This window comes from Roseomonas sp. OT10 (assembly GCF_020991085.1).
In the GTDB taxonomy this organism is placed as follows: Bacteria; Pseudomonadota; Alphaproteobacteria; order Acetobacterales; family Acetobacteraceae; genus Roseomonas; species Roseomonas cutis.
In genome coordinates this window covers 3,910,343-3,934,083 of record NZ_CP087719.1, presented here as the reverse complement: position 1 = coordinate 3,934,083, position 23,741 = coordinate 3,910,343, and the positions used below count along the sequence as shown (strand labels likewise).

At 73.8% G+C, this 23,741-nt stretch carries 17 protein-coding genes; 5 read left to right on the top strand and 12 right to left on the bottom strand.

Going from position 1 to position 23,741, the window contains the following annotated elements:
- Nucleotides 1-398: 398 nt before the first annotated feature.
- The 10 genes from LPC08_RS17910 to LPC08_RS17865 all read right to left on the bottom strand — a co-directional run bounded on the left by LPC08_RS17910 (nucleotide 399) and on the right by LPC08_RS17865 (nucleotide 14,434).
- Nucleotides 399-1,157 (bottom strand): GntR family transcriptional regulator, encoded by a 759-nt coding sequence (locus LPC08_RS17910; protein WP_230449594.1) that lies wholly within the window; start codon nucleotides 1,155-1,157, stop codon nucleotides 399-401.
- A gap of 716 nt (nucleotides 1,158-1,873) precedes the next feature.
- Entirely contained in the window at nucleotides 1,874-2,839 is a 966-nt protein-coding gene (locus LPC08_RS17905; protein WP_230449593.1) for a 2-hydroxyacid dehydrogenase, read from the bottom strand.
- Nucleotides 2,839-3,603, bottom strand: a complete 765-nt coding sequence (locus LPC08_RS17900; RefSeq protein ID WP_230449592.1) for a GntR family transcriptional regulator — start codon at nucleotides 3,601-3,603, stop codon at nucleotides 2,839-2,841. Before LPC08_RS17900 ends, LPC08_RS17905 begins: the two co-directional genes overlap by 1 nt.
- A gap of 534 nt (nucleotides 3,604-4,137) precedes the next feature.
- Complete coding sequence (locus tag LPC08_RS17895; protein WP_230449591.1) at nucleotides 4,138-8,073, bottom strand: non-ribosomal peptide synthetase; 3,936 nt, start codon at nucleotides 8,071-8,073, stop codon at nucleotides 4,138-4,140.
- Nucleotides 8,066-8,344 (bottom strand): phosphopantetheine-binding protein, encoded by a 279-nt coding sequence (locus tag LPC08_RS17890; RefSeq protein WP_230449590.1) that lies wholly within the window; start codon nucleotides 8,342-8,344, stop codon nucleotides 8,066-8,068. The genes LPC08_RS17895 and LPC08_RS17890 overlap by 8 nt, the downstream gene beginning before the upstream one ends.
- On the bottom strand, nucleotides 8,341-9,975 hold the full coding sequence (locus tag LPC08_RS17885; RefSeq protein WP_230449589.1) for a (2,3-dihydroxybenzoyl)adenylate synthase: 1,635 nt from the start codon (nucleotides 9,973-9,975) through the stop codon (nucleotides 8,341-8,343). Before LPC08_RS17885 ends, LPC08_RS17890 begins: the two co-directional genes overlap by 4 nt.
- A 136-nt stretch (nucleotides 9,976-10,111) precedes the next feature.
- Complete coding sequence (locus LPC08_RS17880; protein WP_230449588.1) at nucleotides 10,112-11,005, bottom strand: alpha/beta hydrolase; 894 nt, start codon at nucleotides 11,003-11,005, stop codon at nucleotides 10,112-10,114.
- Nucleotides 11,002-11,913: a Bug family tripartite tricarboxylate transporter substrate binding protein gene (locus LPC08_RS17875; RefSeq protein ID WP_230449587.1), complete on the bottom strand. Its 912-nt coding sequence runs from the start codon at nucleotides 11,911-11,913 to the stop codon at nucleotides 11,002-11,004. The genes LPC08_RS17880 and LPC08_RS17875 overlap by 4 nt, the downstream gene beginning before the upstream one ends.
- Before the next feature lie 166 nt (nucleotides 11,914-12,079).
- Nucleotides 12,080-13,318, bottom strand: coding sequence for an MFS transporter (locus LPC08_RS17870; protein ID WP_230449586.1), 1,239 nt, complete (start codon nucleotides 13,316-13,318; stop codon nucleotides 12,080-12,082).
- A gap of 201 nt (nucleotides 13,319-13,519) precedes the next feature.
- Complete coding sequence (locus LPC08_RS17865; protein WP_230449585.1) at nucleotides 13,520-14,434, bottom strand: AEC family transporter; 915 nt, start codon at nucleotides 14,432-14,434, stop codon at nucleotides 13,520-13,522.
- Between the two features lie 166 nt (nucleotides 14,435-14,600).
- On the opposite strand from LPC08_RS17865, the gene LPC08_RS17860 reads away from it, so the two are divergent.
- Both LPC08_RS17860 and ykgO read left to right on the top strand, forming a co-directional pair.
- Nucleotides 14,601-16,301 (top strand): putative bifunctional diguanylate cyclase/phosphodiesterase, encoded by a 1,701-nt coding sequence (locus tag LPC08_RS17860; protein ID WP_230449584.1) that lies wholly within the window; start codon nucleotides 14,601-14,603, stop codon nucleotides 16,299-16,301.
- 88 nt (nucleotides 16,302-16,389) lie between these two features.
- Nucleotides 16,390-16,515, top strand: coding sequence for a type B 50S ribosomal protein L36 (gene ykgO, locus LPC08_RS17855; RefSeq protein WP_230449583.1), 126 nt, complete (start codon nucleotides 16,390-16,392; stop codon nucleotides 16,513-16,515).
- A 556-nt stretch (nucleotides 16,516-17,071) separates the two neighbouring features.
- Here the strand turns inward: ykgO and LPC08_RS17850 are convergent.
- On the bottom strand, nucleotides 17,072-17,992 hold the full coding sequence (locus LPC08_RS17850) for a metal ABC transporter solute-binding protein, Zn/Mn family (protein WP_230449582.1): 921 nt from the start codon (nucleotides 17,990-17,992) through the stop codon (nucleotides 17,072-17,074).
- 180 nt (nucleotides 17,993-18,172) lie between these two features.
- Here LPC08_RS17850 and hrpB point away from each other — a divergent pair, with 180 nt between their 5' ends.
- The 3 genes from hrpB to ppk2 all read left to right on the top strand — a co-directional run bounded on the left by hrpB (nucleotide 18,173) and on the right by ppk2 (nucleotide 22,547).
- Nucleotides 18,173-20,611 (top strand): ATP-dependent helicase HrpB, encoded by a 2,439-nt coding sequence (gene hrpB / locus LPC08_RS17845; RefSeq protein ID WP_230449581.1) that lies wholly within the window; start codon nucleotides 18,173-18,175, stop codon nucleotides 20,609-20,611.
- A 26-nt stretch (nucleotides 20,612-20,637) separates the two neighbouring features.
- Nucleotides 20,638-21,465 carry a HEPN domain-containing protein gene (locus LPC08_RS17840; RefSeq protein ID WP_230449580.1) on the top strand — a complete coding sequence of 276 codons (828 nt, stop codon included), beginning with the start codon at nucleotides 20,638-20,640 and terminating at the stop codon, nucleotides 21,463-21,465.
- 161 nt (nucleotides 21,466-21,626) lie between these two features.
- The gene (gene ppk2, locus LPC08_RS17835; RefSeq protein ID WP_230449579.1) at nucleotides 21,627-22,547 is read left to right on the top strand and encodes a polyphosphate kinase 2; all 921 of its coding nucleotides are present in this window, start codon (nucleotides 21,627-21,629) and stop codon (nucleotides 22,545-22,547) included.
- Between the two features lie 25 nt (nucleotides 22,548-22,572).
- On the opposite strand, the gene LPC08_RS17830 is transcribed toward ppk2, so the two are convergent.
- On the bottom strand, nucleotides 22,573-23,691 hold the full coding sequence (locus tag LPC08_RS17830) for a YeiH family protein (protein ID WP_230449578.1): 1,119 nt from the start codon (nucleotides 23,689-23,691) through the stop codon (nucleotides 22,573-22,575).
- Between the last annotated feature and the right edge of the window lie 50 nt (nucleotides 23,692-23,741).

The window sequence follows — 23,741 nt, the reverse complement described above, 5'->3', positions numbered from 1 at the left end:
ACCTGACCGATCGTGCTGCCGTGTTCCGGCGGCAGACCGGGAGGGGACGCCGTCCCCTCCCAAACCCTCCCCTGCCGGGGCCACAAGCGGGCCCCGGACCCCGCTGGGCGTTTGGCGCTGTGCGGTTGCCGTCAGCCTGCGGGCTGAACCCTGGCGGAACACGGACAGGCGGGACTCCGAAAAAGCTTCAGAAGGTGTCCGCGAGTGCGGTGGCCGTACCCGCCGAGGAGCATGGCTCCTCGGCGCTGTGACCCCGTGTCAGGCTGTCCCGCGGCAGCGCCCACTGGGTCCAGGGCCCGCAGGGTCTTGGCGGAGTGGGGGTACGGGGGCGAGGCAGAGCCTTGCCCCCGGGGCATGGGCGCCAGTCCGGCAGACGTCAGCGCATCACGCCGCGCGGATCAGTCCAGGACCAGCACGTAGCGATGCCGTGCCGTGTTCAGCCAGGACAGGCGGTGTTCGACCACGCGGCCGGCGGCGTCCCAGGTGTGGCGCTCCGCCACCAGCACCGGCGCGCCTTCTTCCAGACCCAACTCTGCCGCGACCGCGGCGGTGGCGGCGCGGGCGCTGAGCGCCTCCTCTGTCCGCACCACCGTGACGCCGTGGCGCTTCTGGTAGTGGACGTAGAGCTCGTCCGGCATCTCCCGCTCCATCGGGACCGAGAAGTCCTCGAACAGGGTGGCCGGAAGGACGTTCTCCTCCAGCATGAAGGGGCGGCCGCCTTGCAAGCGCAGTCGGCGTAGCCGGTGGACGGGCGCACCTTCCGCCAGATGGAGCGCCTTCGCCTCGGCGGTGTCGGCCTCACCCGTCTCCAGCGACAGGGCGCGGGAGATGGGGGGCGGCAGCCCGGGCTCCAGGGCCCGGACCGGGAAGAAGTGGTGCCGGGCGCGCTCGCTGGTCTGACGGGCGACGAAGGTGCCCTTGCCCTGGCGCCGCTCGATCAGGTGGCGCCGCTCCAGCGCGTCCAGGGCCTTGCGCACCGTGCCGTGGCTGACGCCCAGCTCGGCGGCCAGTTCGGGCTCGGCGGGCAAGGCATGGCCGGGCGGCCACTCGCCTTCCGCGATCCGGTTGGTCAGGATGGTCTCGACCTGGGCATAGAGCGGGCGCGAATCGGGCCGGAGGCCAGTCGGCGCGGCGGCTTGGAATGAGCGGTCGCTCACGGAGTCTCCCGGTATTGTCGCAGGACGCCGATGCCGCAGGGACCGGACGGAGGATCCGGTCCCGCGACGAGGCATGTCCCCTATATACACTTAGGAAGCGATCCGGCGTCCCTGTCCTGGCCTCAGTGAATGGGTGCCATGCAATTTCACGTTTACGATATTCTTGTATAAGTTACCGGACCCCGCTAGAAACCTCGTCATCGGTGACCGGAAGACGGGCCGGGTTTAGGGTGGAAACAGAGGGGACGACGTCGCGCCCGTTGTGGTGCGCGATGCGGCTGGCATCCTCGGTCGGGGCTGTCGGCTCGAACGCCCGGGAATGGACCGGTGCGACGTCGTTAACCCCGGTACGCCCGCCCCTCGCACATCGTGCCTTCCACAGCTTCTGTCCCAGGCGGCACCTTCACGCCGCCGGGTCCGCGCTGGCATCATCCAGGCCTTCGCGCCCGCGCAACCGATATCCAGAAGCCAACATGCCGCACCTGTCCCTCCTTCCCCTGCTGCTGGCGGCCGCGCTGTCGGGGGCGCCCGGCGGCGCGACCCGGCAGGTGGCGGAGACGCCGGCCACGCCCGCCGATGGCCGGGAGGCCGCCCCGCCCGCACCGCCGCCGGGAACGGATTGCGGCTGCGGGCCCCCGTCGCGGATGGGCGGGCCGCGATAGAACCGCCCGCCGAAGGGCGGCACCGTCCGGAAGCGCGAAGCGCCCCCGGCCCGGTCAACGGAGTCGGTTCACCAAGGGCTCGCCGCGGCGCAGGCGGTTGACGTTGTCCGCCATGGCCCGCTGCCGGCGGCGGATGGTGCCGTCGGTCCAGCCGGACATGTGCGGCGTCATCACCAGGTTCGGCAGGGTGTGGAAGGGCAGGGCCGCAGGCAGCGGCGCGGGTTCGGGCGCGCTTGGGTAGCGGTACCAGGTGTCGATCGCGGCCTGGACCCGGCCGGCGGCGAGCGCGTCGTACAGCGCCTGCTCGTCGATCACCGGCCCGCGCGCCACGTTGACCACCAGCGCCCCATGGGGCAGCGCCGCCAGGGCCGCCTCGCCGACCAGCCCGCGGGTCTCCGACGACAGCGGCACGGTGACCACCAGCGCCTCCACGTCCCGGCAGAAGCCCGGCAGGTCGTCGAGGCCCTGGGCCCGGTCCACCTCGGCCCCCGCGGGAAGCGGACTGCGGTTGGCGACGTGCACCCGCATGTCGAAGGCCCTCGCGCGGCGCGCCACCGCCCTGGCGATATGGCCGAAGCCCAGCAGGCCGAGGGTGCGTCCCGCCAGCTCGCCATGCGCCCGTGCCGGGTCCCCTGCCCAATAGGCCCACTCGCCCCGGCGCAGGCGACGGTCGGCCTCCGCCATCGGAATCTGCCATTGCAGCAGCGCGGCCATCACGTACTCGGCGATGGCGGCCTCATGCCCGAAGCAGTTGCAGACTGCGGCCTGGGGCGGCAGGGCGTCGAAGCGCACCGCATCGGTGCCGGCGCCGGGCACCTGGAACAGGCGCAGCCGTCCGGGGGAGGGCAGGTCGGTGTCGAAGCGGACGCCGATCACCGCCTCTGCCGCCGCATAGGCGTCACGCTCGCCGGGCGCGTCCAGCGCGTCGGAGAGGGTCTCCACCTCCGCCCCCGGATCGAGCAGAGCCGCGAAGCCCGGGGCGAAGGAGGCGGCGTTGGCGCCGTGGAAGACGATGCGCATCAGCGGAGTTCCGGCGTGACGAGGTCGATGCTGCAATCCAGCAGCGTGGGGTCCACCTCGCGCTCCATCACGCCCAGCATGTGCTCGGCGAAGCCGATGAGGCGGTCGGAGGCGGCGACGGCGGCCTCGGCCTGGCGTGCGGCCACCGCCTCCAGGATCTCCAGATGCGGGACGAGGGTGCCGGCGAGGCCCTGATCCGGCGCGACGGCGGTGTGGTAGATCCAGCCGACCCGGCGGAAGATGGTGTGAAGTGGCCGCAGCGTGTGCTCCAGGAAGGGCTCCGCCGTGGCGGCCAGCAGCAGCCGGTCGATGCGCCGGTCGATCTGGTTGAAGGCGTCGACGGTCAGCCGCGCCTGCTGGTCGCGCAACAGGCGGATGAGGTGCAGGAGCTGGTTGCGCTGGGTCGGGCCGGACCGCTCGGCCGCGAGGCGGATCACGAAGCGCTCCATGTCCCGCCGCAGCAGCAGCAGCGTGCGTTCGCGCGCGAGATCGACGGGCGCGATCCGCAGCCCGTGGCGCGGGCGGATGATGATGAGCGTGTCGGCGGCCAGCCGGCTCACCGCCTGGTGCGTCGGCGTGCGGCCGAAGCCGGTGAGCGCCTGGAGATCCTGGATGGAGAGCGCCTGGCCGGGCCGCAGGGCGCAGGTGACGACCAGTTCCTCCAGCCGTTCGTAGGCCTGGTTGGCCAGGTTGTCGCGGTTGCGCCGGGGCTGCGGCTCCTCTGCCGTCACCAGCCGCGGCTTGCGTCCGGGCTTACCGGGCATGGGCGTCCTCCTCCTGGCCGGGCAGAGTATGGCCATGCAGCCCCGCACGGGGGGCGGTGTAAAGCATATTGTGATATTTCACGACTTTCCCCTGCTTCCCCGGGGGGACCTACCTGTCGTGCTGTGGTGTTCGGGCGTGGGACCGGAGGGGAGGCCGGCCTGCGGCATCGACGCCGTGCGTCGATCCCCGTCCCAGACCCTCCCCTGCCGGGGCCACAAGCGGGCCCCGGTCCCCGCTGGGAGTTTGGTGCTTCCGGTAGATGTCCGCCCGCGGGCTGAACCCTGACGGAACACGGACAGGCGGGACGCCATAAGAACTTCGTAGGCGTCAGTGAGGGCAGAGGACGTACCCGCCGAGGAGCATGGCTCCTCGGCGCCTCGACCCCGTTACCACCACCGCGCGGCAGCGCTGATCGGGTCCAGGGCCCGCAGGGTCCTGGCGGAGTGGGGGTACGGGGGCGAGGCAGCGCCTTGCCCCCGGGCCACGGGCGCCAGCCACGCCGGCACGGATCAAGGCGCATCCCGCCGTGCGTATCAGCGCTCCATCCGCTCGCGCAGGGCGGGGGCGACGAGGGCCGTGGCCGCGCGGCCGACCATGTCCTTGTGCAGGGCCGGGAGGTCGATCACCTCCACCGCCTCCGCGTAGGGTTCCCACAGGGCGGGCGAGAGGGCGCGGCCCGCGTGGTCCAGCGCGGCGCGGAAATGCGTGATGGTGCCGTCGTAGCGGCGGTGCCGGTGGCCGCGGACGAGGCGGTTGTTGCCCTCCACCACGCGGATCACCCCGTCCAGCGCCGCCTCCGGCAACCGGCCCAGCGGCGTGCCGCCGCGGCGGAGGAAGTCCATCACCGCGTCGCGCCGCATCGGCAGGTCCGGGTGCGCGGCCGGGTCGTGCCCGGCGATGGCCAGCAGGGCGCGGTAGACCGCGGCGGCGTCGGGCTCCGGCTCGGCGCGCCAGGCATCGGCCGGGTAGGCATCCAGCAGCGCCAGCACCCCGACCGCATGGCCCCGCTCGCGCAGGAGCACGGCCATGGCCTGGGCGATGATGCCGCCGACCGACCAGCCCGCGAGGTGGAAGGGCCCGGACAGGCCGGCGGCCAGCAGGCGGTCCACGTAGTCGGCGGCCAGCGCCTCCAGGCTGGCGGGGGGCGGCACCTCGGCGGCGAGCGAGGGCGCCTGCAGGCCCAGCGTGGCGATCTCCGGCGCCAGCGCGCGGGCGAGCGGGCCATAGCTCCAGGCGATGCCGCCCGCCGGATGCACGACGATCAGCGGCGGCCGACCCGCCTCGCCGCGGCCGAGGCGGATGAGCGGGCCGAGGCCGTCGTCGCCGGGCGGCAGGTTGGCGGAGTCGAGCAGGGCGGCGAGGCGGGCCACCGTCGGATGCTCGAACAGCGCGCCCAGCCCGGGGTCGCGGCCGAACGCCTCCTGCACGCGCAGCATCAGGTCCACGGCGAGGAGGGAGTGGCCGCCGAGGGCGAAGAAATCCTCCTCCGCCCCGATCCGGGGGATACCCAGCGCCTCGGCGAAGAGGGCTGCGAGGCGGCGCTCCGTGTCGCCCTCGGGCGCGCGGCCCCGGTCGGTGCCCTCCTCCGGGCCGGCGGGGGGCGCGGGCAGCGCGGCATGGTCCAGCTTGCCGCTGGCGTTCACCGGCAGCGCGTCGAGCGCGACGAAGGCGGCGGGCAGCATGTAGTCCGGCAGGCGGGCGGCCAGGTGGGCCCGCAGCGCGGCGGCGTCGTAGCCCGGCGCGGGGACGAGGTAGGCGACGAGGCGGCGGTCCGCCATCGGGCCCCGCTGCCGGTCCTCGCGCGCGATCACGCGGGCCTGGCGCACCAGGCCGGACCCGGCGATGGCGGCCTCGATCTCCCCCGTCTCGATGCGGAAGCCGCGCAGCTTCACCTGCCCGTCGGAGCGGCCGAGGTAGAGGATGGCGCCGTCGTCGCGGAAGCAGGCGAGGTCGCCGGTGCGGTACATCCGCTCGCCCGGCCGGAAGGGGTCGGAGATGAAGGCGCGGCCGGTGAGGTCCGGGCGGCCGAGGTATTCGCGCGCGAGCTGCCGGCCCGCGATGAAGAGGTGGCCGGGCACGCCGGCCGGCAGGGGCCGCAGCGCCTCGTCCAGCACGTAGAGGCGCGTGTTCCAGACCGGCCGGCCGATCGGCACGGGGCGGCTGTCATCCCCCGCCGAGGCGTCCCAGAAGGAGACGTCCACCGCCGCCTCGGTGGGGCCGTAGAGGTTGTGCAGCTCCGCCTGCATGGTGGCGTGGAAGCGGTCCCGCAGCTCCGCCGTCAGCGCCTCGCCCGAGCAGAAGACGCGGGCCAGGGAGAGGCCGCGCGCCGCGGGATGGGCGAGGAAGGCGGCGAGCATCGAGGGGACGAAATGCGCGGTGGTGACGCCCTCCGCCCGGATCAGCCGGGCGATGGCGGCTGGGTCGCGATGCGCACCCGGGGGGGCGAGGACCAGCGTGGCGCCGCAGAGCAGGGGGAGGAAGAACTCCCAGACGGAGACGTCGAAGGTGGCCGGCGTCTTCTGCAGGATGCGGTCCCGCGCGGTGAAGCCGTATTGCGCGCGCATCCATTCCAGCCGGTTCACGATGGCGCGGTGCTGGATGACGGCGCCCTTCGGCTCGCCGGTGGAGCCGGAGGTGTAGATGGCATAGGCCGCGTCCTCCGGCCCCGGCCCCCGCGGCGCGCGGCCCTCCCGCGGCCAATCCGCCGGGGGCAGCACCGGGACCTCCCCGGGCAGCGCCGCCATGGCGAGGGCGAGGCGGGGCCGGGCGGAGGCCAGGATGCGCGCCAGCCGCTCCGGCGGGTGCGCCGGGTCGAGCGGCAGGTAGGCGGCGCCGGCGCGGAGCACGCCCAGCAGGGCCACGACCAGCTCGAAGGAACGGTCGAGCGAGACCGCCACCAGGTCCCCGGGGCCGATCCCCCGCGCCGCCAGCGCGCCGGCCAGGGCGGCGCTGCGCGCGTCCAGCGCGCGGTAGCTGAGCGCCTGCCCGTCGAGCACCAGCGCCGTGGCCTCCGGCCGCGCTTCCATGGCCGCCGCGATCAGCGCCGCCAGGGTGGTGTCGGGCACGGGGTGCGCCGTGTCGTTCACCGCCTCGACGAAGTGCCGGGCCTCGGCGGGGGTGGCGGTGGGCACCGCGTCGAGCCGGCCCGCGGCGAGCGCGGCCGCGACGAACTGCGCCGCGCGGGCGGCATGGGCGGCGGTCTGCGCCGCCGTGTGCCGCACCGGATTGGCCTCCACGTCCAGCCGCAGCGTGCCCGCCCCGGGATCGGTGCGCAGGTCGAAGGTGATGTCGTCCACCGGGCCGGTGCCCAGCAGGTGCAGCGCGGCCGTCAGGCCGGGGAAGGGCGGGATGCCGTGGAAGGGCTGGATGTTGACGATGGCGCCGTGCAGCCGCCGCCCGCCGCCGACACGGCCCAGGTCGCGTCGCAGCTGCTCGCCGCGGTAGCGCCCGTGCCGCCGCAGACGGGCGAGCTGGACCACCACCTCCTCCACCGCCTCGTGCAGCGGCGCGGCCTCGTCCGCGCGGATGCGCAGCGGCAGCACGTTCATCAGCGTCGCCGGCACGCGCGCGGCGGCGCTGCCGAAGCGGTTCATGAAGGTGACGCCGACGATCGCCTCCGCCTCCCCGGTCATCCGGCGGCAATAGGCGCCGAGCAGGGCGGTCAGCAGGTCGGGCCAGGCGAGGTCGTGGGCGGCGGCGGTGCGGCGCAGCGCCTCGCCGGCCGCGTCGTCCAGCACCGCATGGGCACGGTGGACGGAGCGCGCGGTGCGCAGGCTGCCGCCCGGGGCCGCGCCCGGGAGGCTGCCAGGGGAGCCGCCGGGGGAGCCGCCAGGGGAGCCGCCGATCTCGGGCGCGCCCGCCATGGCCTCCCGCCAGTAGGCGGCATCGGCGGCGCGGCGGGGCGAGGCGCGGTAGGCGGCATCCTCCGACACCGTCGCGGCGAAGGGGGCGAGGGGCTGGCCGGGGTCGCTGCCCGTCAGGCGCGCGGCGTAGAGCGCGGCGGTGCGGCGGACCAGCAGCTCCGTGCCGAAGCCGTCCAGCACCAGATGGTGGGCGCGCTGGTACCAGAGGTGGTGGTCGGGGGCGAGGCGATAGAGGCGCTCGGCCGCCAGGCCGCCGCGGGCGAGGTCCACCGGCCGGCCCATGTCGCGCGCCATCGCCTCCCGCGCCGCCGCCAGCGGGTCCGCCGCGTCGGAGAGGTCCACCACCTCCAGCCAGGGGCGCAGCGCGGGGTCGGGGACCTGCCGCGGGCCGCCGGGCGCGTCCAGGATGCGCAGGGCGAGCGAATCCGCCTCCGCCACCATGCCGTCCACGGCGGCGCGGAACGCCTCCACCTCCAGCGGGCCACGGAAGGCGATGTACTGCCCCGTGTTGAAGACCGGGTTGCCCGCGTCCAGCCGCTGCGCGTACCAGAGTCCTTCCTGCGCCTCGGTCAGCGGCAGGCCGGGCGCGGCCCCGCCGTCAGCCACGGGTCTGCTTGGCCAGGGCCCGTTCCGCCACGCCCCACCACGCGTCGAGGGTGGGCCGCTCCGCCAGCTCGCCGAAATCCAGCTGCAGCCCGCCTTCCGTCCAGTAGAGGACGAGGCCCATGGCCCGCATGGAGTCCAGGCCGAGGTCGTTCAGGTCGTCGTCGTCGCCGATCTCGTCCGGCGGCAGGCGGAGGGTGCGCGCGATGTCGGCCCGCATCCGCTCCCGCGTCAGCGGCTCCGTCGCGCCGGTCCGGCCGATCTCCATGCTCATGCCCTTGTCGTGTCCTCGCCGGCGAGAAGCTGCGCGCGCAGGCGGGCGCGCAGCTCCTTGCGGCTGATCTTGCCGGCCGCCGTCGTCTCGAAGGAATCCACGAGCACGATCTGGTCCGGCACCTTGAAGTCCGCGATGCCGCGGGTCCGCATCCACGCCTTCAGCGCGACGGCGCGGGGCCGCTCGCCGCGCGGGATGACGAAGGCGCAGCTCCGCTCGCCCAGGAACTCGTCGGGTACGGAGACCACGGCCGCGTCGAAGACGTTGGGGTGGGCGAGCAGGTGGTCCTCCACCTCCTCGGCGGAGATCTTCTCGCCCGCGCGGTTGATGTGGTCGCCCGCGCGGCCCTGCACGACGAGGTAGCCCTGCGGCGTGCGGCGCACGATGTCGCCCGTGCGGTAGAAGCCGTCCGCGGTGAAGGAGCGGGCGTTCGCCGTGTCGTCGTTGTGGTAGGCGCGGATGGTGTAGGGGCCGCGCGCGAGCAGGTGCCCTGCCTCGCCCTCCGGCACGGGCTCGCCCAGGTCGTCCACGATCAGCACCTCGTCGTCGGGGCTGATCGGGCGGCCCTGGGTCTCCAGCACGATCCCGTCCGGGTCGTCGAGGCGGGTGTAGTTCACCAGCCCCTCCGCCATGCCGAAGACCTGCTGCAGCCGGGCGGGCAGCGCATCGGCCACGCGGCGCGCCGCCTCGGGCGTCAGCTTGGCGCCGCCGACCAGCAGGACCGCCAGGCTCGACAGGTCGTGCGGGGTGCCGGCCGCCGCCTGGGCCCAGAGCAGGGCCAGCGGCGGCACCAGCCCGGTGATCGTCACGCGCTCCCGCGCGATCAGCGGGAAGGCGGCGTCGGGGCTCGGCGAGGGGGCGAGGACGACGCGGGCGCCGGCGTAGAGCGCGCCCATGTGGCCGGGCGAGCTCATCGGGAAGTTGTGCGCGGCGGGCAGGGCGACGAGGAAGACGCTCTCCGGCGTCACGCCGCAGATCCCGTTGCTGGCCCGGAAGCTGTAGATGTAGTCGTCATGCGTGCGCGGGATCAGCTTGGACAGGCCCGTGGTCCCGCCCGAGATCTGCAGGAAGGCGACGCTGGCCGGGTCCGGGTCGCCCGGCAGCGCGGCCCGGTTGCCGTCCAGCCCGGCGAAGGGGGTGAACTCCGCCGCATCGCCGACGATGACGACATGGCGCACGGAAGGCTGCGCCTCGCGCAGCGCCCGGGCCAGGGGGCGGCCGTCGAAGCCGTCAGGGCCGCGCTCGGCCCCGATATAGGCGGCGGCCTCGGCCTTGGCGGCGAAGTGGGCGATCTCCGTCAGCCGGTGCGCCGGCAGGGCGTAGACGGGGACCAGCCCGGCGCGGAACAGGCCGAAGACGGCGCTGAAGAATTCCGGGATGTTGCCGAGCTGGACGACGACGCGCTCCCCCGGCCGCAGCCCGAGGGCGAGGAAGCCCGCCGCCGCGGCCTCGGCGCGCGCGTGCAGCTCCGCATAGGTCCAGCGCTGCGTGCCGCCGATGATGGCCAGGGCATCGGGGCGCTCCGCCGCCCGCGCGCGCAGGAAGCCGGGGAAGGTTTCGCCGCGCCAGTACCCCGCCTCCCGGTAACGCGCCGCGAATTCGGGGGGCCATTCCTGTCGCAGCGGGATCAACGCGGGTGGGTCCTGGCATGGGCCGGGACCGGCCGCGGGGATGATGCGCCCCCGGGCCGGGCCGGACTGTTCTTGATAGGCATTCTCGATAGGCTGCCCATCCGCGCGACACAAGGTCGCGGGCGACGCTCCCTGGCTACCGTGACGCGATCGCCTCGGGCGCCCCTCCGGCTGCCAGCGCCAGGGCATCGGCCACGGCCGGGGAGCGCATGGAACCATGATCCTCCTCCGCCATGTGCCGGAAGCCGACCCGCAGCCCCGCCACCCCGGCCAGGGCGGCCGCCGTGTCGCCCCCGTTCGGCGACTGCATCCGCCGCGCGCTCTCGGGCGAACCCGCCCGGCCGGAGGTGGAGAGCAGGATGCGGACCGGCCGCGCCGCGCGCCCGCCGCCGAGGCGCAGCCCTGCCAGGAAGGCCGCCTGCTCGTCCAGGATGGAGCGCCGGTTCCACCAGATGGAGGGGTCGGCCAGGGCATAGGCCTCGAACAGCTCCGTCCGGGTGAACAGCACGTGCAGCCCGAACAACGCGCCGAGGGAGTGGCCGAACAGGGTCCGCCGCGCGGGGTCCAGCGGCAGCCGGCCGTCCAGGCCGGGGCGCAGCACGGCCTCGAGGAAGTGCAGGAAGGCGCCGCGCCCGCCGGTCTCCGGCGGGTTGCCGCGCCGCTCGCCGAAGTTGTCCGCCACGGTCGGCGGCGTCAGCTCGTGGAAGCGGCGCGCGACGTCCGGCCGGTCTCCCCCGGGATGGCCGACCCCCACCAGCGCGACGCCGTCGGCGCCGGCGGCCGAGCGCGCTTGCAGCGCCAGCGGGAAGGTGGCGTTGCCGTCCAGCAGCCAGAGGGAGGGGTGCCCGCCGGGCGGCGCCGCGCCGGCCGGCGGGGCCAGCGTGATGCGCCAGGCCGGCCCCTCGCCGCTGCCGAGGTCGAAGCTCTCCACCGCCTCCGTCGGCGCCGTCCCCGCCGCCCTGGCGCGGGCGGCGAGGGCGAGGCCGGAGGCGGCGCCCAGCAACGCCCGGCGGGAGGGGTGGGGGCTCAATCCACCTTCACCCCGGCCGCCTGCAGCAGCGGCGTCCAGCGCGCTCGCTCCGCCGCCAGGAAGGCGCCGAATTCCGCCGGGCCGAGCAGGGCCGGCTCCGTCGCCTGCTCCGAGAAGCGGGCGGCCAGGGCGGGCTCGGCCAGGGCCGCCGCCGCCGCCGCATGCAGGCGCGCGACCACCCCCGGCGGCGTGCCCGCGGGCGCGGCGAGGCCGAACCAGTTGTCCATCTCGTAGCCCGGCACCGTCTCGGCGATGCTGGGCAGGTCGGGCAGCAGCCGGGATCGCTGTTCCGAGGCCACGCCCAGCAGCCGGATGCGGCCGGCCTGGCCCAGCGGCACCAGCACCGGCCCCGTGCCGATCGTGGCGTCCAGCTTGCCCGAGAGGAAGTCGCCCATCATCGGCCCGCCGCCGCGGTAGGGCACGTGCAGCACCGAGACCTTCGCCAGGTGCTCCAGCAGGATGATGCCGAGATGGCTGCCGGAGCCGACGCCGGAGGAGGAGAGGACCAGCCCGCCCGGCTTCGCCCGCGCGGCCTCCAGCACCTCCGCCACGCTGCGCCACGGCCGGTCGGCCGGGACCGCCAGCACGTCCATCACCTTGCCCAGCCGTGCCACCGGGGCGAAGCCGCGCTCCGCGTCGAAGGGCAGCCGCTCGTAGATGGCGGGGTTGATGGTCAGCGGGCCCGGCGTGGCCAGCAGCAGCACGTGCCCGTCCGGCGGCGCGTTGGCCACGGCCTCGGCGGCGATGTTGGCGCCGGCACCGGCGCGGTTCTCCACCACCACCGGCTGGCCCAGGCGGGCGGACAGGGCGGGGGCGATCAGCCGTGCCACGATGTCCACCGCCCCGCCCGGTGCGAAGCCGACCAGCAGCCGCACCGGCCGGCTGGGCCAGCCGCCCTCGCCTCCCACTGGGCCTTCCCTTGGGCTTCCCACTGGGCCTCCGCCTTGGGCCCGGGCGCCGGAGGCCGCGACGGCGAGCGCGCCGCCCGCCCCCAGGAAGGTCCTGCGCCGCACGCCTGTCATCAGTTCTGCCTCCGCGGTGGGTGATGGGCTTCGCCGGTCGGGGCGGGGCGGCTCATCCCGCCAGGCCCGCATCCCGGGCCGGGCGGGCGCGCAGCGCCATGGACAGGGAGACGCCGAGGAGCAGAACGCCGACCAGCAGGTAGGGCAGGGCGGGGTCCAGCATGTAGAGCAGGCTGCCCGCGACCGGCCCGACCAGCATCCCGAGCCCCTGCGCTGTGCCCGCCGCCCCGGCCGCCCCGCCCTGCTCCGCCGGGCCGACGCTGTTGGCCGCCATGGCGGAGAAGCCGGGGAACACCCAGCCCATCCCGGAGGCGGCGACGAAGTAGGCGGCCGCCAGCATCCAGCCTTGCTCCGCCAGCGCGACGGAGCCGAAGCCCAGCCCGGCGACCAGCGTGCCCAGCCCGATCATCCGCTCCGGGGCCAGGCGCAGCCGCGCGGCGATGGCCTGGGAGATCACCAGGGCGACGCCCACCATCATCAGCGCGGTGCCGGCCGCCTGCGCCGCGGCCTCCGGCGGCAGGCCCAGCCGGTCCAGGGCGAAGAAGCCGATCGTGACCTGGGCGATGGAGACGCTGAACATCGCGGCGAAGCCCGCGAGGAGCGGATGGCGCAGCCGGGGGTCGAGCAGGCGGAGCGGCGTCCGCGGCGGCCGCGCCTGTGGCGGCGGGGCCGGCACCTTCCACCAGAGCGCCAGCAGCGCCGCCAGCGGCAGGGCGGCGGTGGCCAGGAGCGGCGCGCTCAGGCCATAGGGCACCAGCAGCGCCGCCAGGGCGGGGCCGAGCACCAGCCCCGCCCCGCTGCCCGTGCCCAGCAGGGCCATGGCGGCGGCCCGCCGGTCGGGCGGCGTCCGGTCCGCGATGAGGGCGCCGCTGGCGGCCGGGATGGCCGCGTAGGTGCCGCCCACCAGCGCCCGCCCCAGGACGAGGCCGGCGAAGGCGAGCGCCGCCGGCAGCTGCCAGCGCAGCACCGCGTCGACGAAGAGGCAGAGCGCCCAGTAGGACAGGGCGAATCCGGTGCCCCCGAGGAGGAGCACGGCCCGGCGCCCGTACCGGTCGCTCGCCAGCCCCCAGGGGCGCGCGCCCAGCATCCACATGACGCCCGAGGCGGTGACGGCCAGCCCGGCCTGCCAGGGCGCGAGCCCGGCGACGCGGGCGATGGGCCCGATCAGCGCCACGAAGCTCATCATGGCGAGGCTGCCGCAGAAGGTGGCGGCCATCAGCGTCGTCACGACGCCGTCGCGCACCGGCGCGCGGGATTCCGGCCTGGCCGCGCCGGGCGTGGCGGCGGTCAAGGCCGCGGCGCCGGGGCGGCCGCCGCTGTCCTGGCGCTGCCAGGGTCCGGTGACGTCGCGGCGCCCCTGGTCATGGCGGTCATCCCCTGCGGCTCTCCTTCTGCGGCGGCGCAGCCCGGTCCTGGCCGGGGCGGCCTTCGCTTGCGACGCATTATCATAACCACCCGCCATGGCGAGGGTCGGCCGGCCGGCGCGGCATGGTCAGCCCAGCAGCAGCGCGACCCAGAGCGGCAGGGTGACCACGGCGGCGACGTGCTGGTTGGTGGTCATGGCGGCCATCAGCGGGGCGTCGCCGCCCATGATGCGGGCCATCACATAGGCGGTGGTGGCGGTGGGCATGGCCATGAACAGCGTGGCCACCGCCGTGGCCAGGGGCGGCAGGCCGAGCAGCGCGCAGAGCGACCAGGTCAGGGCCGGCATGGCCAGCAGCTTCCAGGCGGTGACCAGCGCCTGCGTGACCGGGCGGTGGCGCAGCCCGGCGCGGGTGAGGGCGGCGCCCACCGCCAGCATCCCCAGGGCGACGGAGGCGGAGCCGAGCGCGCGGGTCAGCGCCCCCAGCCCCGGGGGCAGCCCGCCCAGCGCCGCCAGCAGGAAGCCGGCGAGGCAGCCCAGGATCAGCGGGTTGGTCGCCAGTTGGCGCAGCAGCCGCCCTGGCGAGGGGCGGGCGCCGTGCCCGCCCATGGCGAAGGCGAGGGTCAGGATGAGCTGGACCCCCGGCACGATCAGCCCCGTGGTCACCCCGCCCAGCGCGAGGCCGGGCGCCCCCAGGACCGGGCCGACGATGGCGAAGGCCATCAGGTTGTTGAAGCGGATGCCGCCCTGCAGGACCGTGGTGCCGGTCGCGTGGCCCAGCCTTGCGCCGCGCGCGTAGAGCCAGCTCGCCAGGGTGCCGAGCGCCAGGGCCATCCAGATCGCCGCGCCGAGTCCGCCCAGCGGCAGGCGCGACAGGTCGACGGCGGAGATCGAGCCGGCGAGCAGGCAGGGCAGCAGCACCCAGAAGACCAGCCGCTCGATCCCCGCCCAGACCGCCGGATCGGGCAGCAGGCGCCGACGCAGCGCCGCGCCCAGCAGCATCAGCCCGAAGGCGGGGACGAAGGCGTCGAGCCAGGTCTGCATCCGTGCGTCTCTGCCGCCGCTGCGGCATCCGGGCAACGGGTGGCGCACGGGTGCGGCCGCTTCAGGGCGCATTAACCCCGGCCCGTCACTGTCGCCCCATGCAGCCAGGGACAGCGGCCCGATGATGCAGCGGTGGTGGCCAAGCCTGCGCCGGACCTGCTCCGGGGTGGCAGGCCGGTTGATCCTGACGGCGCTGCTGCCCGGCTGGGCGGCGGGGCTGCTGGCCGGCTCGCTCGCGGCTATGCTGTGGTGCGGCGCCCATTCGGCCGGCATGACGGCGGATCTGGCCTTCCTCCTGGATCCGGGCCCGGCCGTGGCCGCGCTGGTGCTGGCGAGCCTCGCGGCCACCCTGCTCGCCGGGCACCGGGCGGCCCTTCGGCTGACGCGACCGCTGCAGCGCCTGGCGCAGCGGCTGCGGCAGCCCCCGGGGGGGGAGGCGCCGCCGCTGCTCGGCGGCGAGGCCCCGCCCGAGCTCGTCGCCCTGGCCGCCGCCAGCGCCCCGCTGCATGCGGCCGCCGCCGAGCGGGACAGGCTGGAGGAGCGGCTGCGCCACATCGCGCAGTACGATTCGCTGACGGGCCTGCCCAACCGCGCGCTGCTGCGCGACCGGCTGCAGGTCGCGGTGGGGCTGGCGGAGCGGACCGGCCAGGCCCTCGCCGTCCTGTCCCTCGACCTCGACCGCTTCCAGGCGGTGAACGACACGCTGGGCTCGGCCGCCGGGGATGCGCTGCTGTGCCAGGTCGCGGAGCGGCTGCGCGGTTGCCTCCGCGGCTCCGACACGCTGGCGCGGAGCGGGGGCGACTCCTTCGTGCTGGTGGCGCACGGGCTGGGCGAGCCCGCCGGGCTGTCGGCGCTGGCGGATCGCATCCTGGCCATCCTGGCCCAGCCCTTCGAGGTGTCGGGCGAGGCCTGCCTGCTGGGCGTCTCCCTCGGCGCCGCGATCCGGGGGGCGGGGAGCCTGCCGGCGCTGACCCCCGCCATGGCGGAGGAGATGGTGGCGGAGCTGCTGCGCGGTGCCGAGCTGGCGCTGCACCAGGCGAAGATGGATGGCCGCGGCCGGCTGCGGGTCTTCGCGCCCGACATGGACGAGCGGCTGCGGCGGCGGCGCGCCATGGTGCAGGACATGCGCGCCGCCATCGCCCGGGGCGAGTTCCGGCTGGCCTTCCAGCCGCAGGTCTGCGTGGCCAGCGGCCGGGTGATGGGGGCGGAGGCGCTGCTGCGCTGGACGCATCCCGTCCATGGCCCGATCCCGCCGGACAGCTTCATCCCCGTGGCGGAGGAGAGCGGGCTGATCGTGCCGCTCGGCGCCTGGGTGCTGGCGGAAGCCTGCCGCGTCGCGGCCGGCTGGCCGGACCTCTCGGTAGCGGTGAACGTCTCTCCGATCCAGGTGCGCCAGGCGGGCTTCGTCGCGACGGTCGAGCAGGCGCTGGCGCGGTCCGGCCTGCCGCCCGAGCGGCTGGAGCTGGAGATCACCGAGGCCGTGATGCTGGCCCATACGGCGGAGACGCTGGGCACCCTGTCGCGGCTGCGCGCGCTGGGCGTGCGGCTGGCGATGGATGATTTCGGCACCGGCTACTCCTCGTTCGCCACGCTGCAGCGCTTCCGCTTCGACAAGATCAAGGTGGACCGCGCCTTCATCGGCGACCTGGGCCATGACGAGCGGGCGCTGGCGCTGCTGCGTGCCCTGGTCGGCATGGGAAGCGCGCTGGGCGTGATCACCAATGCGGAGGGCGTGGAGGAGGAGAGCCAGTTCGCCCTGCTGCGCGCCGAGGGCGTGCAGGAGGCGCAGGGCTACCTCTTCGGGGCGCCGATGGCCCCGCAGGCCTTCGATGCCCTGCTGCGGCAGCCGGCGCGCGCGCTGGCCTGAGATCCGGGGTGGCAGCCATCGCCCGGCCGCGGTTGACCACCCGGGCCTACCCCCCTATACGCGCCCGCTCGATCGGAAGAACCCTGTCATGAAGATCCGCAACAGCCTCAAGTCCGCCAAGGTCCGCGACAAGAACTGCGTGGTGGTGCGCCGCCGTGGCCGCCTCTACGTCCTGAACAAGAAGAACCCCCGCATGAAGGCCCGTCAGGGCTGACGGAACGGCTGCCGGCCGGCTGGCTGGCGGCCCGAGGCGTCTTGCCGGTGCTGCCCCGCGGATGGGGTGTCGCCGGGTCGCTGAGACCTTCCGATCGGGACACGAAACCCGCGCACGGCCCGGCCGCTGCGCGGTGTTTTCGTTTGGCCTCTCGCCTGACCGCGTCCGGTATGGGGCGCCCGCTGGTGGACCCGGGCGCTCCGGTGGTTGGCCGCCGGGGGGAAAGGCTCCGCCTTCTCCCCCCGGACCCCCCTATCCGCCAGGAGCAGAGCCCCTGGACCCCCTTTCACAGACGCGTCGGCACGCCGGGGAGCATCGCTCCCCGGCGACGGCGGTCGCAGCACGCGCGGCCTATTATTCTTCTTCGGTGCCCCGCCTGTCCGCGCGCTCCCCGGATGCCGCCCGCAGGCTGACGCCCACCAAGCGAGCCGGACTCCCAGCGGGGTCCGGGGCCCGCTCGTGGCCCCGGCGGAGGGGGGCATCGGGGGGAGGCGGAGCCTCACCCCGGGGGGCAAGAGATCACGCCGAACCCGACAACCCCCCCCGGGTACACGCGCTAGACATCCCCGCGCATGGCGGGAACCAGCAGGGACAGGTTGTGCCGGAACATTGCCTCGTAGGTCGGCGCCGGTCCGTCCGGGGGCGAGAGGGCGTCCGAGAAGAGCGAGCCCCGCACGCGGACGCCGGCATCCTTCGCCAACCGGTCGAGCAGGGCGGGGTTGGTCATGGTCTCGACGAAGACGGCGGTGATCCCCTGCGCCTTCACGCTGCGGATCAGCGCCGCGACCTGTGCGGCGGAGGGCTCGCCCTCCGTGCTGATGCCCTGCGGCGCCAGGAAGGTGACGCCATAGGCGGCGCCGAAATAGCCGAAGGCGTCATGGCTGGTGACCACCTTGCGCTTCGCCTCCGGCACCGTGGCGATCTGCTCCCGCACCCAGGCGTCCAGCGCCGCCAGCCGCCCGGCATAGGCGGCGGCGTTGCGGGCATAGCTCTCGGCCCCCGCCGGATCGGCCGCGGCCAGGCCGGCGGCGATGGTGCGCAGATAGGTCTGGGCGTTCCGCAGGTCCTGCCAGGCATGCGGGTCCGGGGCGCCCGCGCCATGGCTGTGGCCGTGCCCGTCAGCCGCCGCCTTGCGCGCCGTTACGCCCTCCGTAGCGGTCACCAGCCGCGCCGTGCTGCCGGAGGAGCGGAACAGCCGGTCCAGCCAGGGTTCGAAGCCCAGCCCGTTGCGGACCACCACGGCCGCGTCGCGCAACGCGGCCGCGTCGGAAGGGCGGGGCTGGAACGCGTGCGCGTCCTGGCCCGGCCCGACCAGCACGCGCACCGCGACGCGGTCCCCGCCGATCTGGCGCACCATGTCCCCCAGGATGGAGAAGGAGGCGACCACCGGCAGCGGCGTGCCGGCCTGCGCCAGGGCCCGGGCGGTGGGCAGGGCCGCGAGGGCGGCCAGGAGGAAGGGGCGGCGGGGGAGGGGCATCGCATCCTCAAGTAAGTATGTTATACCATAACATTCCTTGACCCGCCCGCGCTGGCAATCCCCGCCTGCGCCGGGCCGGCCATGCGACGGGCACGACCGTGCGGCCCGCCCAGCCGCCCAGCCGCCCAGCCGCTCGGCCGTTGCTGCCGGCTGCCGCCCCTGCTCTACCCTCGGTCCCGCATGGAACTCCCCGATCTTCCCGTCACCGAGGCCCTTCCCCGACTGGCCGAGGCGCTGCGCGCCGGGTCCAACGCCGTCCTCGTCGCGCCACCCGGGGCGGGCAAGACCACCCTCGTCCCGCTGGCCCTCATGACCGAGCCCTGGGCGGCGGGGGGGAAGATCCTGGTGCTGGAGCCCCGCCGCCTCGCCGCCCGGGCGGCCGCGCGGCGAATGGCCGACCTCCTCGGCGAGCCGGTCGGGCAGCGGGTCGGCCTGACCACCCGGCTGGACCGCGCCGTCTCAGACGCCACGCGGGTCGAGGTGGTGACGGAGGGGCTGCTGGTGCGGCGGCTGCAATCCGACCCGGGGCTGGAGGGCGTCGCGGCGGTGCTGTTCGACGAGGCGCACGAGCGGCACCTGGACACGGACCTCGGCCTCGCGCTCTGCCTCGACCTGCAACGGGCGCTGCGGCCGGAGCTGCGGCTGGTGGCGATGTCCGCGACGCTGGACGCCGCGGGCTTCGCGGCGCTGCTGGGGGAGGCGCCGCTGGTCGAGAGCGCCGGGCGGATGTTCCCCGTGGCCATCGAGCACCGGCCGCGCGACCTCGCCACCCCGCGCGACCTGCCGGAGGCGATGGCCGGGGCCATCCGGGGGGCGCTGCGCGAGCATCCGGGCGACGTGCTGGCCTTCCTCCCCGGCTGGGGGGAGATCGCTCGCACCGCCGAGCGGCTGGGGGGCGTGGATGCGGAGGTGATCGCCCTGCATGGCGAGCTGCCGCCGGCCGAGCAGGACCGGGCGCTGGCGCCGTCCGCGCGGCGGAAGGTGGTGCTCTCCACCTCCATTGCCGAGACCTCGCTGACCGTGCCCGGGGTGCGGATCGTGGTGGATGGCGGCTTCCGGCGGGTGCCGAAGCTGGATGCGGCCTCGGGCCTCTCCAAGCTCGCCACCGTGCGGATCGGCCGCGCGACGGCGGAGCAGCGGGCGGGGCGCGCCGGGCGCACCGCGCCGGGGGTGGCGATCCGGCTGTGGACGGAGGCGCTGCACCGCGGCCTGCCGCTGGCCGACCGGCCGGAGATGCTGGAGGCGGAGCTGTCCGGCCTCGCGCTCGACTGCGCCGCCTGGGGGGCGGAGCCGCGCGAGCTGGCCTTCCTCGACCCGCCGCCGGAGGGGACGCTCGCCGCCGCGCGGGCGCTGCTGCGCGACCTCGACGCGCTGGACGGGGACGGGCGCATCACGCCGATGGGGCGGCGCATGGCGCGGCTGGGGACGCATCCGCGCCTGGCCCGGATGATGGAGGCGGCCGAGGCGCCGGAGGAACGGGCGCTGGCCGCCGACCTCGCCGCGCTGCTGGAGGAGCGCGACCCGATCCGCGACCGCGAGGCGCCGTCGGAGATCGGGCTGCGGCTGGACCTTCTGGCGGGGGGCGACCATCCGGGGGCCGATCGGGGCACCGTCGCGCGCATCCGCCGGGCGGCCGGGCTGCACCGGCGGCGGCTGCGCGTCCCGGGCGGCGTGGCGGCGAGCGGCGATCCGGCGGCGCTGCTGGCGGCGGGCTTCCCGGACCGGATCGCGGCGAAGCGCGGGACGATGGACGGGGCGTTCCGCCTCGCCTCCGGCCAGGGGGCGCGGCTGCCGGCGACGGACCCGCTGGGCAAGGCGCCGCTGCTGGCGGTGGCGGACCTCCAGCTTCAGGGGACGGAGGCGCGAATCCGGATGGCCGCGCCGCTGTCCCGTGCCGTGCTGGAGGCGCGGTTTCCGGAACGCTTCGTGCGGGAGGAGGGGGCGGCGTTCGACGCGCGCGCCGGGGCGGTGCTGTCGCGGCGGCGGCTGCGCTTCGGGCCGCTGGTGCTGGAGGAGGCGACGATCCCGGCGGCGGACCCGGCGGCGGTGGCAGGCGCGCTGGCGGCGGCCGCGGCGGAGCGGGGGTTCCGGGACCTGAACTGGACGGAGGCGGCGAAGCGGTTCCGCGCGCGGCTGGGCTGGGCGCGGCGCGTGGAGGGGGAGGAATGGCCGGACGTGTCCGATGCCGCGCTGGCCGCGACGGCGGGGGAGTGGCTGGCGCCGCACCTGCACGGGATGAGCAAGCTGTCCGAGCTGCGCGGCGTGGGGGTGATGGAGGCGCTGGGGGCGCTGCTGCCCTGGGCGATGCGCAAGCGGCTGGACGAGGCGCTGCCGGACCGGGTGGCGCTGCCGAACGGGCGCTCGGCGGCGATCGACTACGACCGCGACCCGCCGACGCTGGAGGCGCGGGCGCAGCATCTGTTCGGGATGGCGGATGTGCCGAGGCTGCTCGGCGGGCGGGTGGGGTTGCAGGTGGCGCTGCTGTCACCGGCCGGGCGGCCGGTGGCGGTGACGGGGGACCTCGGGGCGTTTTGGGCGGGGGCGTGGAGCGAGGTTAGGAAGGAGATGCGGGGGCGGTATCCGCGGCATGATTGGCCGGAGAGGCCGGAGAACAAATGATATTTCGGCAAGAAATTATTCGCAGAATGTTTGTTTACACCGCAGACGAAAACTACCTGTTGGCGCGACTCGCTTTTATAAATCGTCTTCCGCTGGATTTTCTATGGTTAAGCTTACACGCCATCGAGAAATACTATAAGGCAATTCTCTTGTTTAACGGTCGGTCAACAAAAAAATTTGGCCATGATCTCGTGAAACTTCGGGAAACTCTACGCAGCATTGACCACAGAATTTTGCTAGAGAAATTTGATGCCCCACCAAAGAATTTTAATTCTTGGAATTCGAAATATGAGCATGTCGACACTTATATAAAACAATTAAGTTCTTATGGAAGTGCCGGCAATCGTTATATGATGTACGGCTACCATGTTTACATAGATGATCTTATTCGCGTTGATCAAATGGTTTGCTCCGCCCGTCGATGGTGCCTGCCATTGACAGAAAATCTTTCAGGGAAGGATCCTTTCTCTGGCGAATGCGTAGAAACGATACTTGATAATGGAAGCTTTCTCGAAGCGAATCCTGGTTACCGTCCACCTCTTGGCGGTCCATTGGAAAGGATCATTGGTGGCCTTAGGGGACCAGAGGCAAAATCTGCACTGTTATTCGGAAACACGGTCTTGAAGGAGAATGCTTATGTAGAACTTCGAATGATCTGGTGGCTGTCCAGTTCCGATCCTCCACTCGCCGATGTATTCGATTTGCTAGAAAATCCGCTAGGAGGTGGGGAAGATAAAGAAGAGGCGAGACTAGATCTCGAATGGTTCTTGGATAACGTAAAGACATCGCTTAATGAGGAGAAATTCATAAGAGAGTTCATTAGTAAGTGCGGCAAAAATACAAATATAGGTTAAATAATGATAGTTTTTTTCAAATTTTGATGGTAGCAATAATTAAAAGTGCTGTCACTTTTTCGATTTTGTCTTAGCACCAAAAAGATATTTCACATCACAAAACCGTCACGGCTTCCAGCCTATAACTCGCCCCATAACTATCCCGACCTTAAGGAAGTCTGATGCCGGCCCGAAGCCCCTCCACTCCCACCCCCTCCTGGGCCGAACTCGAACTCCAGGACGACCTCGACGAGGAGCTGGAACTCGAACTCGACGACAACCGCCTTCCACCCGAACTCCTCGCCCTCAAGGCCGCGCACAAGCGCGACTCCATCGACCGCGCCCTCTACTTCCGCGAACTCCTCCGCCTGCAAGGCGAGCTGGTGAAGCTCCAGGACTGGGTCGTGAAGAACGGCCTCAAGCTCGTCGTCCTGTTCGAGGGCCGCGACAGCGCCGGCAAGGGTGGCGCGATCAAGCGCATCACCCAGCGCGTGAACCCGCGCACCTGCCGCGTCGTTGCCCTTCCCGCGCCGTCGGACCGCGAGCGGACGCAGTGGTACTTCCAGCGCTACGTCGCGCACCTGCCGGCGGCGGGCGAGATCGTGCTGTTCGACCGCTCCTGGTACAACCGCGCGGGCGTCGAGCGCGTGATGGGCTTCGCCAGCGAGCACCAGGTGGAGGACTTCTTCCGCGACGTGCCGGAATTCGAGCGCATGCTGGTCCGCTCCGGCATCCTCGTCGTGAAGTACTGGTTCTCCATCACGGACGAGGAGCAGCAGCTCCGCTTCCTCATGCGCATCCACGACCCGCTGAAGCAGTGGAAGCTCTCGCCGATGGACCTGCAATCCCGCGTGCGGTGGGAGCAGTACACCAAGGCGAAGGAGGAGATGTTCGCCCGCACCAACATCCCCGAGGCGCCCTGGTACATCGTGGAGGGCAACGACAAGAAGCGCGCCCGCCTGAACGTCATCGCGCACCTCCTCTCCCTGGTCCCGTACCAGGAGGTGCCGAGCGAGCCGGTCACCCTGCCGGAGCGCGTCTTCGACCCGCACTACGAACGCCGCACCCTGCCGCCCGAGCTCTACGTGCCCGAACGCTACTGACCGCCCCGCGGGGCGCCCGGCGTCCTCACGGCGCCGGGCCGTGCAGCGCCACCAGCCCCAGGCTGACCACCCCCAGCACCAGCAGCGACCCCACCACCGTCAGCACCACCTTCGGCCCCGCCCGCAGCACCGAACGCACGTCGACCCCCAACCCCAGCGCGGCCATGGACAGCACGGTCAGCCCCGTCGCCACCGTCGCGATCGGCCCCAGCGCCGCGGGCGGCACCAGCCCCAGCGAGCGCAGCGCCGCCGCCGCCAGGAACCCCAGGATGAACCACGGCACCACGCGGGTCAGCCGCAGCCGCACGGCGCCGGGCACGGCCTCCCCCGCCTCCCGGAAGCGCGGCGCCAGCAGGGACAGCGCCACCACCACCGGGCCCAGCATCAGCACCCGCACCAGCTTCACCAGCGTGCCCACCTGCACCGCCGTCGCCCCCACCGGCGCCGTCGCGGCCAGCACCTGCGGCACGGCATAGACGGTCAGCCCCGCCACCACGCCGAACTGCGCCTCCGTCAGGCCCAGCAGCGGCACCAGGATCGGCAGGGCCAGCACCACCACCACGCCGAGGACGGCGGTGAAGGCGATGGCCGAGGCCACGTCGCGCGCCTGCGCCCCGATCACCGGCGCCACGGCGGCGATGGCGGAATTGCCGCAGATGGCATTGCCGCAGGCGACCAGCATCGCCATGCGCTTCGGCAGCCCGACCTGCCGGCCGAGCGCGTAGCCCCCGGCCACCGCCAGCGCGACCACCACCAGGATGCCCGCCACCAGCACCGGCCCGACCGCCCAGAGCGTGTGGGCGGACAGGGCGGTGCCCAGCAGCACCACCGCCACCTCCAGCAGCGTCTTGCCCGCGAAGTGGATCCCCGGCTGCCAGGCCCCGCCCGGCGTCCAGGCGGTGCGGAGGCCGACGCCGAGCAGGATCGCCAGCACCAGCGGTTCGATCCAGGCGCGGCCGAACAGCGCCGCCTCCAGCGCCGCCAGGGCATAGGCCGCCACCGACACCCCGGCGCAGAGCAGCAGCCCCGGCCAGAGCGGCCGCAGCCGCCCGAGCGCGCTGCCGGCCGGCGCCGGATGGGCCGCTCCGGCCCGGGCGGCCTCGCCCCGGGTGGCGGACAGGGGGGGCGGGGCGGCACGCGTCATGCTGGCAAGCGATTCCCGGGTCGTCGGAGGGTCGGGGCGATCCTAGAAGC

Coding starts and splice junctions, on each gene's coding strand:
- LPC08_RS17905 (WP_230449593.1), bottom strand. CDS start 2,839: ATGCGCATCGTCTTCCACGGCGCCAACGCCGCCTCCTTCGCCCCGGGC.
- LPC08_RS17900 (WP_230449592.1), bottom strand. CDS start 3,603: ATGCCCGGTAAGCCCGGACGCAAGCCGCGGCTGGTGACGGCAGAGGAG.
- LPC08_RS17890 (WP_230449590.1), bottom strand. CDS start 8,344: ATGAGCATGGAGATCGGCCGGACCGGCGCGACGGAGCCGCTGACGCGG.
- LPC08_RS17865 (WP_230449585.1), bottom strand. CDS start 14,434: ATGCAGACCTGGCTCGACGCCTTCGTCCCCGCCTTCGGGCTGATGCTG.
- ykgO (WP_230449583.1), top strand. CDS start 16,390: ATGAAGATCCGCAACAGCCTCAAGTCCGCCAAGGTCCGCGACAAGAAC.
- LPC08_RS17850 (WP_230449582.1), bottom strand. CDS start 17,992: ATGCCCCTCCCCCGCCGCCCCTTCCTCCTGGCCGCCCTCGCGGCCCTG.
- hrpB (WP_230449581.1), top strand. CDS start 18,173: ATGGAACTCCCCGATCTTCCCGTCACCGAGGCCCTTCCCCGACTGGCC.
- LPC08_RS17840 (WP_230449580.1), top strand. CDS start 20,638: ATGTTTGTTTACACCGCAGACGAAAACTACCTGTTGGCGCGACTCGCT.
- ppk2 (WP_230449579.1), top strand. CDS start 21,627: ATGCCGGCCCGAAGCCCCTCCACTCCCACCCCCTCCTGGGCCGAACTC.
- LPC08_RS17830 (WP_230449578.1), bottom strand. CDS start 23,691: ATGACGCGTGCCGCCCCGCCCCCCCTGTCCGCCACCCGGGGCGAGGCC.